Source organism: Nocardia colli (genome assembly GCF_008704205.1).
In the GTDB taxonomy this organism is placed as follows: domain Bacteria; phylum Actinomycetota; class Actinomycetes; order Mycobacteriales; family Mycobacteriaceae; genus Nocardia; species Nocardia colli.
Map to the genome: position 1 here is coordinate 944744 of NZ_VXLC01000003.1, position 17425 is coordinate 962168.

The 17425-nt window shown below is 66.0% G+C and carries 14 protein-coding genes; 8 read left to right on the top strand and 6 right to left on the bottom strand.

The features are described from left to right. Window positions 1-11 precede the first annotated feature (11 nt). The 5 genes from F3087_RS11130 to F3087_RS11150 all read right to left on the bottom strand — a co-directional run bounded on the left by F3087_RS11130 (window position 12) and on the right by F3087_RS11150 (window position 7405). Entirely contained in the window at window positions 12-1517 is a 1506-nt protein-coding gene (locus F3087_RS11130; protein WP_150401740.1) for a GMC family oxidoreductase, read from the bottom strand. A 256-nt stretch (window positions 1518-1773) separates the two neighbouring features. Then, window positions 1774-3357, bottom strand: a complete 1584-nt coding sequence (locus tag F3087_RS11135; RefSeq protein WP_223884989.1) for an amidohydrolase — start codon at window positions 3355-3357, stop codon at window positions 1774-1776. Window positions 3358-3387: 30 nt separating this feature from the next. Continuing rightward, a complete protein-coding gene (locus tag F3087_RS11140) occupies window positions 3388-4623 on the bottom strand; it encodes an agmatine deiminase family protein (RefSeq protein WP_223884990.1) in 1236 nt (411 codons plus the stop codon). A gap of 221 nt (window positions 4624-4844) precedes the next feature. Next, the gene (locus tag F3087_RS11145) at window positions 4845-6398 is read right to left on the bottom strand and encodes an amidohydrolase (RefSeq protein ID WP_191093901.1); all 1554 of its coding nucleotides are present in this window, start codon (window positions 6396-6398) and stop codon (window positions 4845-4847) included. A 482-nt stretch (window positions 6399-6880) separates the two neighbouring features. Then, complete coding sequence (locus tag F3087_RS11150) at window positions 6881-7405, bottom strand: MarR family winged helix-turn-helix transcriptional regulator (protein WP_150401743.1); 525 nt, start codon at window positions 7403-7405, stop codon at window positions 6881-6883. A 112-nt stretch (window positions 7406-7517) separates the two neighbouring features. On the opposite strand from F3087_RS11150, the gene F3087_RS11155 reads away from it, so the two are divergent. From F3087_RS11155 to F3087_RS11185, 7 genes are all read left to right on the top strand, one after another. Next, complete coding sequence (locus tag F3087_RS11155) at window positions 7518-8972, top strand: FAD-binding oxidoreductase (protein ID WP_150401744.1); 1455 nt, start codon at window positions 7518-7520, stop codon at window positions 8970-8972. 275 nt (window positions 8973-9247) lie between these two features. After that, window positions 9248-9673, top strand: coding sequence for a hypothetical protein (locus tag F3087_RS11160; protein WP_150401745.1), 426 nt, complete (start codon window positions 9248-9250; stop codon window positions 9671-9673). 1035 nt (window positions 9674-10708) lie between these two features. Beyond that, window positions 10709-11944, top strand: a complete 1236-nt coding sequence (locus F3087_RS11165) for a hypothetical protein (protein WP_150401746.1) — start codon at window positions 10709-10711, stop codon at window positions 11942-11944. 121 nt (window positions 11945-12065) lie between these two features. Then, entirely contained in the window at window positions 12066-12344 is a 279-nt protein-coding gene (locus tag F3087_RS11170) for a helix-turn-helix domain-containing protein (protein ID WP_150401747.1), read from the top strand. A 74-nt stretch (window positions 12345-12418) separates the two neighbouring features. Continuing rightward, window positions 12419-13129: an enoyl-CoA hydratase/isomerase family protein gene (locus tag F3087_RS11175; protein ID WP_150401748.1), complete on the top strand. Its 711-nt coding sequence runs from the start codon at window positions 12419-12421 to the stop codon at window positions 13127-13129. Between the two features lie 717 nt (window positions 13130-13846). Beyond that, entirely contained in the window at window positions 13847-15163 is a 1317-nt protein-coding gene (locus F3087_RS11180; RefSeq protein ID WP_150401749.1) for a hypothetical protein, read from the top strand. 56 nt (window positions 15164-15219) lie between these two features. Beyond that, the gene (locus F3087_RS11185; protein WP_150401750.1) at window positions 15220-15792 is read left to right on the top strand and encodes a hypothetical protein; all 573 of its coding nucleotides are present in this window, start codon (window positions 15220-15222) and stop codon (window positions 15790-15792) included. A gap of 64 nt (window positions 15793-15856) precedes the next feature. On the opposite strand, the gene F3087_RS11190 is transcribed toward F3087_RS11185, so the two are convergent. Then, a complete protein-coding gene (locus tag F3087_RS11190) occupies window positions 15857-16435 on the bottom strand; it encodes a cupin domain-containing protein (protein WP_223884991.1) in 579 nt (192 codons plus the stop codon). A gap of 105 nt (window positions 16436-16540) precedes the next feature. Between F3087_RS11190 and F3087_RS11195 the strand changes: the two genes are divergently transcribed. After that, complete coding sequence (locus tag F3087_RS11195) at window positions 16541-17101, top strand: TetR/AcrR family transcriptional regulator (RefSeq protein ID WP_150401751.1); 561 nt, start codon at window positions 16541-16543, stop codon at window positions 17099-17101. Window positions 17102-17425 lie beyond the last annotated feature (324 nt).

Consider the following 17425-nt stretch of genomic DNA (forward strand, 5'->3'; position numbering starts at 1 on the left):
CCGGGCAGGTGTCAGAGCTGGGCGGCGATGTGTTCGGCGGCCATGATGACCGTGGCGTTGGTGGCCGCAGAGGGAATGTCGGGGAAGATCGACGCGTCCACCACGCGCAGGCCGTCGAGGTCGCGGACGTTGCCGAGGTGGTCCACCACGGCCAGCGGGTCCCCCGGAGCGCCCATCGGCACCGTAGAGGTCGGATGGTGGTAGGTGTCCAGCGTCGCCGCCATCGAGGCTTCGATCTCGGCATCGGTGGCGTGCGGTCCCGGCGCGATCTCGTGATCGATCAGGTCGGCCAGGGGTGCTTCCGCCGCGATCCGTCTGGCCAGATCTATGCCGTAACGCAGGCGATGACGATCGGCCGGCTCCGCGAGGAAGTTGAGGTCGATCCGCGGTGCCACCGCGGGGTCACGGCTCGTCAGGGTCAGCGAACCGCACGATTCGGGACGCGTCAGCGCCACCGCGAGGACGAACGCCGAGCCGGTTGGGCTCGACTGCTGATCCACCAAATGCGTTGCGGTGATGTGGATGTCGAGCTCACCCGGAGCCGCGCCTGGACTCGCGGTCCAGACCTTCGCACCGATCACCGGATAGGGAACACCGATACGTGTCGGCACCGCGGCGTAGGCGTTGTAGTAGAACGGATGGTCGTACAAAGTTTCGCCGACCGGCAGGTCCGCGATCACGGGAATGTTCAGCCGGTAGAGCGCGTGCCCAGGACCGATACCGGAACGCAGCAGGATGGCCGGACTACCGTAGGCGCCCGCGCTGAGAATCACCTCGCCGGCGGCAAGGACGGTCCCGTCGGCCAGTCGCACACCGACGGCCCGGGCACCGTCGAAGAGGACCCGATCCACCAGAGTCCGGTCCCGGATGGTCAGGTTCGACCGAGCCCGGACCGCCTCGGTCAGATATGCCATGCCGGTGTTGACCCGCACCCCGTCGATCACATTCATCGCATACGGGCCCACCCCGTGCGCATCCGGCCCGTTGAAGTCCTCGACCGCCGGAAGTCCCACGGCCAGTGCGGATTCGACGAACGCGCGCTGCATGTCGCTCACCTCGTCGAGGGCGAGCTGACGCACCGGGAACGGTCCGGTGCGGCCGTGCCACGCGTCGTCACCCGCGGTGGTCGATTCGAGCGCCCGGAACGCGGGCAGCACCTCGTCGAAGGACCAGCCCTTCACCTCCGCTGCGGTCCAGCGCTCGAAATCGGCGGGCCTGGCGCGCGCCACCACCGAACCGTTCACGGCCGAGCAACCGCCGAGAAGCTTGCCGCGCCACGCCTCGATCGGGTGGGTGACGAATCCCGGCTCCGATCGATATCCCCAGTCATGACCGGTGAACGCGCCGACATTGGCCGCCAACGCCACCTGCAGCGGATAATCCTGCGGCGGATAGGCGGGACCGGCCTCGAGCAACAGCACGGACTGATCCCTACGTTCGCTCAGGCGGGTCGCGAGCACCGCGCCCGCCGAGCCGCCACCCACCACGATCACATCGAAGTTTTGCTGAACAGACATAGGAGAACTCCCCTATTCGTCTGTCGGCCGCCGGGGATGACCGCGCAGTCATCTGATCCGAGCATCTGAGCCGACGGCAAACCCGGCAAATCATTGCGGCAAGTTTGCTGAGTCGAATATTAACAGATACTGAGGAAAGCTACGGCTGTGAAGAATCTCTCTGACGGTAACGGGCTACAACAATTACGCACTCGCCCATCGGCCATGAACGGAACGCCGGTCGCATTCGTCGTCGCATCCACTGAAACGCGCTACGTCAGCGGCCCTCGGCCGCGTACACGATCTCGCCTTCCACCAGCGTCATCTCCACCTGGGCGTCGGCGATCTCAACGTCCGGATAGTCGAATGGATTGCGGTCCAGCACAACAAGGTCCGCGTAGCAGCCGTTGGCGATGCGTCCGGTACAGTCGGCGTGGTTCACATAGGACGATCCGGCAGTGTAAGCGTCGATGGCGTCGGCGAGGCTGATCCGGTATTGCTCCAGCAGCGTTCGGCCGACGCCGCGCTGTGCGACACGGTTCACCGCAACATGGATGCCGTGCAGCGGATCGGCGCTACGCACCGGCCAATCGCTGCTCGCGGCCAATAATGCACCGCTGTCGCGCAATTCGGCGAACGGATACGGCGAGGCGGCGTGCTGCGTCCCGAGCAGCGGCATGGTCGCCTCGTCCACGTGCGGGTCGTAGCCGACCCGTGACAGTTGCATGCTCGCCACCGCACCCATCGCGGCGAATCGCTCGGCATCGTCGGGATGAACCACCCCCAGGCGCGCCAGATGGTGCCGATTTCCTCTGTCTCCGTTTATCTTCCACGCCGCCTCGACAGCGTCGAGACATTCGCGCACGGCACGATCATCGTGCTCGTGGAAATGCACCTGGAAGTCATGCGCGTCCAGCATCGTGACGATCTGCGACAGCCCGACGGTGTCCGCGCCGAGCACGCCACGCCTCCAGACAGCTGCGGACGGCGCCGCACTTCGACTCGCGGCGGCGCACGGCGATATTTTCACCGCCCGGGCCTGTAACCGGCCGCGCTGCAACCGTTCTCGACGAGCGATCAGCTCACCGAGCTGCTCGCTCCCTCGGTCCGGGTCCCAGCACAGCGCGCCGTTCACCCGTGCGGTCAATGTCCCCGCCGCGGCGGCCAGCAGGTATATCTCGCCCGGATCGGACTGCCCACCACTCGATCCCAGCAACGCGTCCTGCCAGCCGGTGATGCCGAGTTCGTGCAACATGCGCTGGGCGCGCAGCAGCCCGGCCAATTGCTCGGCCTCCGACAACTCCGGCACCAGGCGCGCCACCAGGTCTACGGCGCTGTCCTCCAGGACGCCGGTCGGGGCGCCGTCGGGTCGGCGGTCGATCCGCCCACCGGCCGGATCGGGCAGCCACCGGTCGATCTTCGCCAGTTCCAGCGCCATACCGTTCGCCCAGGCCTGCTCGCGATCCTTACTCAACAGGTACACCGGCCGATCCGGAACAACCGAGTCCAGCAGTTCGCCCACCTCCGTGTTGTCGCGCAGTGCCGTAGCGCACCAACCGCTTCCGACGATCCATGTCCGGTACGGATTCGCGGCGGCATACTCGGCCAACGACTCGAGGCATGCCTCGACCGTGCGTGCCCGCCCCAGGTAGCACTGCCCGAGTTCGATCCCGCCGAACACGGCGTGGATATGCGCATCCTGGAAGCCTGGCAACAACATCCGTCCGCGCAGATCGATCACCTCGTCGGCCCGGGTTTCCGCGCCCAGCCGGATCCGGCCGTCGCATACCGCGACCGGATCCGACGTGATCACGCCGCCACCGAGGTAGACCGGACCACCGACGAACAACAACTCCGGCACGACACCTCCGCAAGTCATCGAGAACTGCGCTCAGAGCTTGGGTTGTTGCATAGTGGCACAGTGGATTCCGCCGCCGCCCTCGGCGAAGTTGCGGATGTTCACCGCGACGGCTTCGCGACCGGGGTGCAGGTCGCGCAGCGTGGCGAGGGCTCGTTCGTCGGCGGGTTCGTCACCGAAGGCTGGAACGATGACCGCGCCGTTGCACACGTAGTAGTTCACATAACTGGTGCGTAGATCCGGGCCGTGGTCGCCCAGTTTGCGGGCGTCGGCTTGATAGAGGTCGATCACGCGCAACTTGCGTCCGGCCGCGTCACTTGCCGAGGCCAGCACGCGTCGTGATTCCTCCCAGACCGGGGTCCACAGGTCGCTGGGCGCGCCGTCGGGCGAATGGCTCACGACGACCACGCCGGGCTCGATGAAGCGACTGATCAAGTCGATATGCCCGTCGGTACTGTCCTTGCCACGCAAACCCGCGAGCCAGATGACCTTCCGGACGCCGAGCAGCTCACGCAGCAGGCCTTCGAGTTGATCGCGGGACCGGCCGAAGTTGCGGTTGTCGTTGACGATCGAGCTTTCGGTGGCGATCAGCGTGCCGTCGCCGTCGACCTCCAAAGCGCCGCCCTCCGCGATGATCGGCGCCTGCACCCTGCGCACGCCGAATCGCTCCAGGATCCGTCGGCTGAGCCTGTTGTCGTGGACGACATCTCGCCTGTTGCCCCAGGCGTTGAAGTTGAAGTCGATACCGGTCACACCTTGCGGCCCGGTGACGAAGTTGGGGCTGGTGTCTCTGGCCCACAGATCATCCACCGGGATCGGCACGACCTCGACGCTGGTGCCGCACATCCGCTGCGCGTCGGCGACCTGGTCGGGCATCGCGCACAACACGACCGGTTCGAACCGGGCGATGGTGCGCGCCAACTCGGCGATCTCCTTCCGTACTACGACCACTCCGTCCGCACCCGACTGCGCCGGGCCCCATCCACCCTCGGCGGACGGCCAGCCCATGATCGTGCGCTCGTGCGGTGCCCACTCCGCGGGCATCGAACAACCCGCCAGCACCGACCGCACCTCGTTGCCATCCAGCGAGCCCGGCGGTGGCCCCGGCTGGGCGGCGCGGCCCTGGTTGCCGAACTCACCGCGCTGATTCGCAGGCTGCTGTTGCTGCGCCGGTTCGGCCTTCGAACACGCGGTCAGTGCCGTCGCACCGACCACCATGGTCGCGGCCAGACCGAACGCCTGACGCCGGGACGGAACCCGAGGATCCATGAGCCGATTCCCTTTCTGCAAACCACATCTCGACCTTTTTCGGCAATTCCACTGCAAGCGAACCTGATTGGCAGATTCCGCCAGATCTTCAATCGAACTTCAGTTAAGAGATGTCTCCAATTCCACTACCGCAAGCAAACGCCATAGAATTGAATAGGCGCAGCAGCGTGGAGGCGAGTTCGCCGATCTCGAGGTGAGCGATCATTTCCGCACCTCTCGGCTCAGCGACGATAGACCCCGCGCCCGGCGAGTAGGGTCAGGTCGACCTTGGTGTCGATGACCTGTTCGATCGGCGTTCGCACGATATCGCGGTCGAGCACAATGAGATCCGCGGATTTCCCCTCGGCGATGGTGCCGCACACTTTATCGACACCCAATTGGTAAGCCGAACCAGCGGTGTGCGCCCGCAGCATCATCGGCAGGTCCACCTTCTCCGCGAGTCCCAGTGGCACCGTGTCGGACGGCCCCTTCCGAGTGACCGCCATCATCATCGCCTCCCACGGCTCGAGCTTGAACTCCACCGGGAAGTCACTCCCCATGGTGATCCGGGCGCCCGCGGCGTTCAGCGAGCCGATCGGGAACAGCCGGTCGTAGCGGGCATCGCCGAGGGTCGGGCGCAAGGCCTTCATCGAGTTGTCCGACACCCACTGCGGGGACATACACGCCGAAACATCAAGTGCGGCAAAGCGCGCCAGGTCCGCGGCATCGACTTGATAAAGATGAGCCAGCGCCTGCCGGGTTGCCGGATTGCGCTTACCCTTCAGCGCGTCGAACCCGTCCAGCCCACGCCGCACCGCGCCATCGCCGCACGCGTGGATATGGACGTTCCATCCCGCGCCGTCCAATGCGGTCAGCATGGAGCGCAGGCGATCGAGTTCGAAGAACGGTGCACGGTTGCTGCCATCCGAATACGGCTGAAGCATCGCCGCCGTCTGATTCTCCGGCACGCCGTCCATGAACAGCTTGATCGTGTCGACCTTGACCAAACCGCGAGAATTGCGGGCCTGAACCTTCGTGATGTCGCTCAACGTCTGCTCGGTCCAGTCCTCCGCGCGCAGAATCAGCGCCACCCGAGCCCGGACATTCAACTCCCCCGCCTGCTCGAGCTGCGACCAGACCCGCGCCGATTCCCAAGCCATCGGAATGTCCAGACACGTCGTGATGCCCATCCGATTGAGCCGCGCGACAGTCGCTTTCGCCAACGCCCCCACCTGGTCATCGGGCAGCGACGCAGACGCGATGCCGAGAACTTTCGCCGCCATACCATCGCGCACGATCCCCGTCGGCTCGCCGGCGGCGTCGCGTGCGATGCTCCCGTTCGAGGGGTCAGGGGTATCGCGGGTGATCCCGGCGGCCCGCAGACCAGCCGTGTTGACGATCATGCTGTGGCCATCGGCGCTCTGCACGGCGATCGGCCGCTTGGTCGACAACGCGTCCAGGTCTCGGAATGTCCACTGCCGCCCGGCCAGCGTGCCGCTGCTACCGATCACCCATTCCCCGTCCGTGGCCCCCGGGGCGGCATCGAGCGCTTTCTGTAGGTCCCGGCGCAGGATGTCGGGCGTCTCGTCACTCACCTTGTTCGCGGCCAGCAGCCCCGCCATCAGCGAGTGCGTGTGTCCGTCGTTGAGGCTCGGCATGAGGGTGCGGCCACGCAGATCGACTGTTTCCGCGCCCGGCACCGAGTCGGTTTTCGGGTCGAACGTCGACCGGACGGATTCGATCTTGCCGTCCGACCCGACCACCACCGCGGCAGGTGGGGGTGTGCCCGTCTGCATCGTCAGAATAGGGCCTCCGTGAAACACCCATCGCGCTCCACTCGTCGCACCCGACGGTGCCGAAGCCGACGAGCAACCCGCGAGCGTCAAGGCGCCGACGCCGGCGACGCCCGCCGCTCCGGCAAAGAAAGTACGTCTCGAAAATCCAGCCATGATGAACTCCATCGTTCTGTGTCGGTCCGTGTGCAGGCGTTCGGATACAACGTCCGTCAGCGAATTTCGGCAAAGTGAAGATTCGTCGTGAGCCTCCTCGAATTGTGCGAGACAAGCGAGCAGTCGCGCGCACCAAGGATGTCCAGTTCGGCGGGACCGCTCAGCGATAATTCCGACCGCGAGTCCCCGCACTACCGGGGAAAACATGCACCTCGACCACATGTGTCCGGCACGAAATTCTGTGCTCGAAATCACCTCACGCACATGACATTTGCGCATTCCACTTGAAATTACTTCAGCTACGCCACGATCGGCGCCTTGGCCGCCGGCTACTTCCGATTCGGCGGCGGCAGCAACCTGGCCAGCGCCGGCGACGACAGCAACGACGCCAGCACCGGACGCAGAATAGTGGTGAGCCGCTGGCGATCTCGTTCCGAAAGGTGCGCAAGAAACTCTCGGCGAACAGCATCTATGTGATCGGGTGCCGCGCGCATCAGCGATTGTTTACCGGCCTCGGTGAGCACCACATCGGCGCCTCGGCGGTCGTAGCGGCTCGGCTCCCGGGTGACCAGGCCGCGCGACTCCATCCGGGTGACCTGATGCGAGAGCCTGCTCTGCGAGACCAGTGCCGCCTCGGCCAACTCGCCCATCCGCACCCGGCAATCGGGCGCCGCCTCCAGCGCGATCAACACTCCGTAGTCCTCCAGCGACAGCCCATGACCACGGCGCAGCTCCGTACCGAGCCGCGCCGTCAGCAGCTGGCCGGTGACCAGCAATGCCATCCACGGCGCAAGCTCATCCTCATCCCACCTGCTCATCGGCCCGACATCCGGTTGCTCAGCGCTAGTGCCCATGCCGTGAGCCTACCTGAAGAAATCTTCAATTTATATGAATCTTCATTGAATCGTCAGGATTTGGCGGGTAGCTTCGGGACCGGCAACAGACGTCGATCGAAGGAGCTCTCCCATGGCCGATATCGCCTCGCTACTACGCGACCGACTCCCCTTGCTGCGGATGGCATTCGACGGCGACCCGGGCTACGACCGCATGCGAGCGACGTGGAACGTCCGCCACAGATTCCGGCCGCTCGGCCTGGTGGCGCCACGGACCGCAGCTGAGGTCAGCACCATCGTCACCTGCGCCGAGGAGGCGGGCGTCGACCAGCTCACCATCCGATCCGGCGGCCACTCCATCGAGGGCAACAGCTTCGGCGGACCCGAAGACCGGCCACTCGTCATCGATCTGGTCGAGATGAACGACGTTGTCGTCGATCCTGTGCAAGGCACAGCCATCGCTGAGCCGGGCGTGCTGCTGGGCAAGCTCTATTACGAAACATGGCGCAACGGCGGCTGGATGGTACCCGCCGGCGACGGCCTGTCCGTTGGCGTCGGCGGCCAGGTGACCTGCGGTGGCTATGGGCGCGCCGCCCGCAAGTACGGCAACCTCACCGACCGCGCGCTGTGGATGGAGGTCGTCACCGCGGACGGACGAATTCTGAAGGCCGACAACGACAATCACGCGGACCTATTCTGGGCATTGCGTGGATCCGGCACCGGCTCGTTCGGGGTGATCACCAAGGTCGGCTTCCGGATGAACAAGGCACCGCAAGCGCCTGCCCACTTCTCCCTGCGCTACCGGATCGCCGATATCGACTTCGAACAGACCTATCGCGCGGTGCACGACTATTGCATGGACTCCCCGGTCGAGTTCAGTCCGATCCTCGTGGTCTGGCGCGGGATCATCGAGCTGTCCGGCGCGCTGTGGACCGAGACTCCCGAGGAACGCACCGCTCTCATCGATGAGATGCGGACAAGGTTGCCCAGGCCGACGGAATCGGACATCGTGCCTATGAGCTACCTCGAGGTGCTCGAACGGCAAAGCGTCGAGCAGACCCAGACGCATTGGCTCGACGACGCGAGTGCCGTACAGCGCGATGCCGATGAATACCTGCACTACAACAAGATTCGGGCACTTTTCCTGCCTGCGGGGTTGAGCCTCGACTGCATCCGCGAGCTAGGTGAATTGGCACGTCGGCAGCCGAGAGGCGCACGCTATCAGCTGGTTCGGCTGAATCCGGATACCGAACAACCTGCGGGCAGCACGGCCATCAAGGCGCGCGGTTGCGCCTGGATGGCAGGCTTCGGCTCCGACGTAGCGCATGGCGCCACCGACGATCTCGACGAGATGATCCGGATGGGTGACCAGATCACCAACGGATGGCAGCGCCAAGCCTACGAACTACTGCGGCCCTACAGCATCGGCGGTTACATCGGCGACGACGACCTGCGCGAAGCCGACTACGGCGATCTCTACGACAGCTACTACGGGCGCTATTTCCCACGCTTGCAGCAGATCAAGGCGAAGTACGACCCCGACAACATCTTTCGCAATCAGATGAGCATCCCACTGGCCCGTGATTGAACTATCCAGCGCAGACCATGGCGATTACGTAACGAAGGAGATCAGGAAATGATTGCTGCCGCAAGCCAATTCGCCCAACCACGAAGATACTGGTCACGCGCCGTCGCGACTGCCCTTTCCGCAATTGCGGGTAGCGCATTGTTCGCATCAGGTGTTGCGATCGCGCAGCCGACCGACGACCCGGCGCCGCCCGACGGCCTGTGCGCGCGGTGGCCGAGCGCGCATCCGCTTATCCGCTGCGATGAGGACCCGGCACCGCAACCGCGCAACCGCATTTGGACGCTACCTCCACTGCCGAGGCCGACGCCACCGAGCAGCCCATCGGTTGCGCCGCCGCGCAGCACGAATCCGGACCGCCCGGACGCACCCGGTCCCACAGTCTCGATCCCGCCGCGGTCGGGCCAAGGCACCGATGCACCGGAAGCCGGACGTCCTACTGCGCCGAAAACAGTGTCACCACCCAACGCTCCGAAACCCCCGACACCGCCACCCATCGCGCCGCCCGCGGTGCCACCACCCGCGGCGCCGCCGTCGCACAATGCCCCGAAGCCCGCTCCACTGCCGCCCGCCTCACCACGTCCGCCGGCCGTGGCGCCACCACTGGCCGTCAAGCCGCCGCCTGCAATGGCGCCACCACCCGCGGTGGCACCACCGCCGGTGATGCCACCACCGAGCGCGTAGCCCTGTGCCCGCCGTCCTGATCCGGCGGCGGGCTCGGCGAGCCGGACGGCGATCAATTCCGCGACCCCATCCGACCTTTCGTCTACGTACTCGTAGGAAACATACCGATGACAATTCCTGGTAAGACGAAACAGCTATGGCGCGCAATGCTTTTCGCGATTACAGTAGCTACCACGACATTCGGCGCACAACTGTCGACGCCCGCAGCCGCGACCCCCGCCCCCAGCATTCCATGCGCACAGTGGCGGGCCGCGCAACCGCATCTACCCTGCAGCGCGATACCGCCGGTCGGCCCCGGTGTCCGCGCCGGAGCGTTGATTCCACCGCCGCTTTCCAGCAATCGCACGCCCATCATTCCCGTCGACTGAGCGGCGCCTCGGCAACGCCGGCGAGGGCACAGCGCCACGCCGACAGCGCAGACACTCTCACCCCAACCCACACGCACACCAACGGCTCGAGCAAACCCTCAGGCAAGGCGGTCTCGGCTTCGGTGCACGCCTGATTCCGGTCGGCCACGTCCTACTCACCCCTGGGCGAGCCGCTCGATTGCATCTCGCCGACGGGCCTGACCGACGAGTCCTGGCAGTTCAGTGGCGCTGTTTCCGGTCGTGGCTGGTTTCCGCTGATTTTCGCGCGTGGTTTCAGGATTTCCCGGCGTGAACTGTCGTGTTTCGAATCGCGGATCACGCTGGTGGTCTGCGGTGAGGTGAACACAAACGAGACTTCAGACAAAACGGACACAGTAAGCGAAACTGTGCCTTTACTGGAGATTTGCGAGGCAGGAATTCTCGGCCGAGTTATCGAAACACTTATGTTTCACTTTTGCCCAATGGCGTGGATCACACGAAATTCTTGGTCTCGCGCACCCGATTGTGGGGCGCGTATGTAGGACATGCACGTTGCGTTTCGTCCATGTTACGGCCCAGGTCACCGCAGTTTGCGGAGATAGCCAAGCAATTGCCGACTGGGCAATTCTGATGGCGGATCACCCGTTGTATGCAACCGGGAGACACATCAATTCCAGCGGTTGCTCCTCATCTGGAAAGGGCCTACGAATGACCATATCCACCCTCGCTCGATCGCGGACCCGTCGGCGTAGCCGACGCATCCGCGCGGGCACCTTGGCCGTCCTTGCTGCCTCGACTGTTTTCACCGTCACCGCGACCGCCGCTACCAGCGCCGCACCGCTGAACGAAACCGGCCGGCGCAACGCGTCCACGACCCAGCAGGTGCTCTACCTGCTGACGCGTGATGCCAGCGGTGCCGAATCGGTGGTCGCTACCACCCCGGCGGCGGTGTCGTTCTATGCGGACACTCCCCCGGCACCTCCCGGGCCCTCGGGTGGGCTCGCACCCTGGGACAACCTCAACGGCGGACGCAGCATCGGCCCCGGCCAGAATCCCCATCCCGGCTGGCGCACCGACGATCCGTCCAATCCGGCCATCAATCCCGAGGACGCGGACCTGGTACACCAGCGCCGCCGGGAGATGGTCGACGTCGCGACCCGCGACGGGGCGATCGACGGCGCCGCGATCGGCGCCGCCTCGGGTGCCGCGATCGGCGCGGCCGCCGGCGCGGCGACCGGCGTCGGCATCGGCACCGCGGCCACCCTGATCGGCACCGGCGCGGGCATCGGCCTCGGCGCACTGACCGGGCTCGTGGTCGGCCCGATCGTCGGCGCGATCGCCGGCGGCGTCGCCGGATGCATTGCCGCACTGATCTTCTGCCCGATCGGCTGGATCATCGGCGCCACCATCGTCGGCATCATCGGCGCCGTGCTCGGCCCGCCCATCGGGGCAGTCGCGGGCGGTCTGATCGGTGCGGGCGTCGGTGTCGGCGTCGGCACGGTCGCGACCGCGACCGGTGCCGCGATCGGCGCCGTCGGCGGTGCGATCATCGGCGGTGTCGCCGGTGGGATCATCGGCGGCGAGACCGCCCATTCGGAAGCCAGTCGCCTACTGGCGCAACAGAATTACGACGACCTCGAGGCGTTCGCCTACCGGAACAGCCCGAATCGCAGGTCGCAGGTTGCCGCACCCGTCACGGCCGTCACCCACGACGCCGTGCGCGAGGTCGCCGATGCCGCGCCGATCGTCAACGACGCCCCCGGCGGCGTCAGCGGGATCGCCGAGGTCATCGACAACGTGGCACCCGCGGTCGTCAACACGGCGATGGACGTGATCGACAGCGCCCCGGCCCCGGTGGTCGATGCGGTGTTCGACGTGGCAGCCACCGCCGCACCGCAACTCCAGGACCTGGCCGGACAGTTCGGCCTCACCCTGAACCGGTAAACCACCACGGAGACAGCGGAATACACAAGAGAACAGCCCGGCCGGGACCAGCGACGGTTCCGGCCGGGCCACGCCACACCCCCACCTGCGGGCCTCGAACGCACACAAGAAGGACCTGCCCATGAAATGGAACCTGCGCCTCGTCGCGGCCCAACGCGGCATCTGGCGAGCCATCGACCTGCACCGACTATTGACCGAACGGGGCATGTCCGTCAGTACCGGCAAAATGTCGAACCTGTGGTCAGGGACCCCCAACAGCCTCAAACTCGATGAGCTGGACATCTTCTGCGCCGTCCTCGACTGCCGCGTCGACGAACTCCTCGCCCCCGAACCGGTCACCGCCGCCCGCGCCGGGGACTCCGACGCGGCCGGGCCGGAACTGCCGCGACAAGAGCAGTGACGATTCGAGGCGCCGCACGCGATGCACGGTGTGTCTGGGCAGGCAGACCCCAGACGAGGCGATATCTTGCCGAAATGCCGTATCTGCGACGAGAAGGACCGGTGTTCATCGCGCATCTGGGCACCAGGGACGAACCCGACACGGAGAACCGATTTCATCCCGAGTGGATCGCTGCGATGAACGCGATCCTCGACGAAGCCGCCGCAGCCCGCGGGCCGGCGGCACTCGTTACCGCCGGCGCCGGCAAGTTCTACTCGACCGGCGCCGACATCGCCTGGGCGGCAGACCATTCCGACCGTATCGACGAGTATCTCACCGAGGTGCAACGACTCCTGGCCCGGATTCTCACCCTCCCCATGCCGACCGTGGCCGCGCTGAACGGCCACGTCTATGGTGCGGGCGCGTTCATGGCGGTAGCCCACGACTACCGGATCATGCGCGCCGACCGCGGCTACGTCTGTTTTCCGGGCGTCACTCTCGGCGCGAATTACGCCCCCGCCTCGGTGGAATTGGTGCAGTCACGGCTGCCCGCGCAGGTCGCGCACCACGCGCTGGTCTCCGGACAACGCTACGGCGGACCCGACGCGCTCGCCGCCAGCCTGGTGGACGAGATCGCCGACGAGCACGAGGTGCTGCCCGCCGCGATCCGGTACGCCCAAGCGCTGGCGCACACCAGCGGGCCGGTGCTCGGCCACATCAAATCCTGCCTGCACAAGGCCGCGGCCGACGCCCTGTGCGAGCCGGTGACGGGCTATAACAATCACGCCCTCGCCCATCGGTCATGAATCGAACGACGGACGCATCGGTGGGTGGTCCCGGCATTTCCCCTCGGACCGCGTGCAACCCACTGAAGGATGGCTGAAGATTCGCTGACATCGCCAGGCGTGCAGGCCCGGCCGGATTACCGTCGAGAACACGGCCGGTCCACTGCCCGCCCCCTCCCCCTCATCGGGGTCGCGCAGTCCCGGCCGTGCACGTGGTTCCTCCGAGCCTGGCTACTAGGAACCACATCGGTGGATGAGCGGTGTCGTCCGAGTTCGGCAGCCTCCGACGGCACCGCTCCACCCCTGATTCCCCGCACAGGCAACCTCAACTGGTTGCATGAGCACACCCAGCCCGGCCCCAACCACGCCGACAACCAATGGCCCACCGATCGTCCGCGCGGTAGTCACGGCGTTCAACGTCAACTGACACCGAATCGCCTGGCGGATCCACCCTCGGCCCGGCCAGGCCGGGATCCGGCGATTCAATGATCCATCCGCACACGCCCGCTCCGATCGATGGTCACAGCTCCACCGTGGCGCGGTTCACACATCAACCGCGATGGATCGGGTCCGGGCCTTCCCACCGGGATGCGGAGGGTGAACTGCAGATGAACCGCCGATCACGGGAGCTGGGAACCGGCAGGTAAAAGTTGCTGACAGTTTGCTGATGCGGTGTCCTGTTTGCGAGAAGTATTCACCGGTACCGCAACGGTGAGACTCGTACCGGGAAGAGGGGCCATGACATCAGTTTTTTCGGTGGTGAACCGCGCCCGCCATGCCGCCGCCGCCGGTTTGCTGGCCAGTGGCTTGATGTGGAGTGGCAGCGGGATGGCGGCGGCAGATCCGGTAGCGGACAAGCATCGCACCGTCGATACCGACAGCGGCTGGCGGCTCTCGGTCGACAAGACCAATGGTTCCAGATCAATGGGCGGTAAGCGTTCGAGCAGACGAGGGTTCCCCGTGGCCGCCGCACTGACCGCTGCGCTGCTCGCGGCCGCCATGACAACCGTGTTCGACACCACCGCGACCGCCCAACCCGATATCCCCTGTGAGCAGTGGCAGCAGATGCACCCGGGCTGGCCGTGTATCCCGGTCCCCAAACCACCTCCGGGTCCTCCGCCAGGGCCACCGGCGACAACGCCTGCGTTACCGACCCCGGTGTTGCCAGGTGCGCCTTCCGGTAACACCGGCGGTGCGGGAGGCCAGGCCGGCGCCCTCACACCGCCTGTGCTGGCTCCCGGCAACGGCACGCCGATCGTTCCTGTACCAGGTGAACCGCAGCCGCCCGCGCCCAGCGGTGCCCGCCCACCGCAGCCGGCGAGCCGCGAACCCGCTCCGGACGCGGCGAGGACCCCGCCGGATCGGACAACCGTCCCGGATCCCGGTGCGCCCGCACCGGCACCACTTCCACCCGCCCTCGCGCCACCACCGGCGAACCCCGGTGCCTCGGCGCCGTCGATCCGTGATCAGCTTCCGATGCGGCCTGCCTCCCGCTGCGGCGAAGAACGAGAATGGTCGTTCAGCCAGGGCTGTCACAACAAATATGACTACAAGGTCGTGGTACACAAGACCAACCCGAACTACACGCCACCCGGCACCACTCCCTACGACACGTGCTCGGCGGCAAGTGACGGCATTTCCTGCACGGTCAGCAGGTCCACGACGATTTCACGCACTGTCACCACAACCGGGCAACTCGGCGTCGACGCCACCATCGGAGCGTTGAAAGCCAGTGGGCAGGTGTCGCAGTCGGTCGCCGATACCGAATCACTCACTATCGGCGAAACCGGCGGGAGAGCACCATCGATACCGATGAAAGCCGGCGAGACGATGTCTGCGTATCCGACCTACACCCAGGTGCTCTACGAGGTACAACGCTATGACGCCGGCACCGGGCAATACGTGTCCACCGAACAGAAGCAGGCATTGTTCCCCGAAGGCAGCACCTACCTCGTCGGACCGACCGGCGCACCGAACGGATTCCCCGCACCCCCACCGGGAATCATGCCGGCCCCACCCCCACCGAGCATCCCGCGTCCGGCGGGAGGAAACTGACTATGTCCAGCGCAGATGACTTCGATCCCCGATCCTCATCGAGCCCAGGAGTCGCGATGACCCACACCACCGATCCCCCGCCGCGCCGCAAGCGCTACCGCATCGCCGCGGTCGCCGCGGTCATGGTCGTAATCGCTGCCGGCCTGGGCTACTACTGGTTCAAGCCGGCACCACCACCGAAAGTGTTCGTCGAACGCAGCCAGCCGATCTTCGAACTCACCAAAACCGACCTGCGCGGCCAGACCCTGCAGAACGCCCTAAACAAAATCGTCTACCCCCGGTCGGTGCTCGACGATCATCTCGGCGACGTATGGGTGGTCGATCTCGGCAGCGGACCGTCACGAACTCTCACACCGATTCCCGACGACGCCGCAGCCTGGACAGTGACCGCAGTATGCTTCCGCGTCCAAACACTCGACGAAGAAGCAGCCAACCGGAAACTGGCCGCCGGGCAGAAACCCGCCGTCAACTTCATCACCTTCGGCATCCAACGCTCCGACACGATCTCCCCGGACAAACTCGGCGCGATCATCCAAGGCAGCCTCGACGACACCCTGCCCGGATGCAGCAGCGCCTCAGCAATGAACGCCTACCGGCCCGGAACCGGACCCACAATCCGCGTCCAATGAGGCTTCAGCGCACCCAAGTGCTCCCAATCGGCTCGAAGATGCCTCCATGGCGACACCGGTCTCATCAGGGCAGCGGTTCCTGCCGCAATCGCGTCGAAGCGCTGACGGCGCGGTCTGCGCCGATGGCGACGCCGACGATCACGCAGGGCTCGGTGCCGTGGTTGCGCCAGGCATGCCGGGTGCCGTTCTGGATGACGACGTCACCGGCGTGCAGCAGTCGATGGTCACCGTCATCGAGTTCCAGCGTGACCTCGCCCGAGACGACCAGCACATAGTCGATGCTGTCGGTGGTGTGCATTCCGGCGCTGTCGGGCTCCTGGACCGCCATCGCGCCTGGCATCTGCCGTTCCAGCACCGCCAAGGCCGAGGTCATGTCGAGGTCGGCGGGTGCGGTGGGCTCGCCGGGCGGGATCGTGTTGATCATGAAACGCGATCCGTCCCGGGGTGGGTACCACGCCTCGGCGAGGCGCGGCGAGCCGTCGTCGGGGAACGTGGGGCGCTCGTCCCGGCCCCAGAGCCGGTAGGCGGCGAAGCCGGGCATCAGTGCGGTGGTGATGGCTTCGACGTCGCGGTCGTCGATCACGCGGGACTTGCCGTCACGGTCGTGTCCGGTGACGACTCGCCGAACCTTCATGTGCTTCATCAGGTCACTCCTCAATACGACAGCGTATGGATACGGGTACGTATGGATACGCCACCGTATCCCGTCCGTGCGGAGCCGTCAATACGCTGGCGTATCCTCTTCATCGTGGGCAACGAGTCGACCCGGCTGTCTGCCCGGGACTGGGCGCTGGCCGCGCTGAAGGCGATCGCGGACGGCGGGCTGGCCGCGGTCGCGGTCGAACCGCTGGCGCGGACCCTCGGCGTGACCAAAGGCAGTTTCTACGCGCACTACCGGAACCGAGACGAGCTGATCGAAGCCGCACTCGCGGAGTGGGTGCGCAGTCACGGCGACGGCGGGCTGGCCGAATACGCCGCCATCGCCGATCCGGCACAGCGGCTACGTGAGCTGCTCACGACCGTCGTGCAAGCCGTCCGGCCGCTGGCGCCGTCGGTACACCTGAGTCTGCTCGGCGACCGCAACGATCCCCGGGTCCGGGACGCGGTCCGCCAAGTGAACAACGCTCGGCTGGAACTGATGACGCGCACCTACCGCGAGCTCGGCCTGCCGCCGGACCGTGCGGCACACCGGGCGCGGATCGCCTACGCGGCCATTCTCGGCCTGCTGCATCTAGCGCAAACCGATGAAGACGCGCCGCGCTCCGACATGCTCTCCGCCGAAGCGACTGCGGTCTTTCTGCCTTTCTGAGGGTGCACCCCCGAGCGGGCGGTCGCAGAGCCGACTCGCTCCGATTACGAGTAGCTCTTTGCCGCGAGCGCGGAAGCTGCGGCTCCAGGACGTTGCGATCCGAATGTACCGCGTACGCATGCGGTCAGCCTGGGCCTTTTTCGCCCAGGCTGACCGTTCGTTCTTGATCTACCGTCGCCATGTGAGTGCAGTACAGAGCGATCCCGGACGTGTGTTCCGGGAGTGGAGAGAGCAAGGGTCGCCCGTCCAGGTTGGGCGGCACGGGCCACGTGACGCTGTTCTCATCAGTGTCTGCACCGCAATGTGGCCACTGCCTGCCGCAAA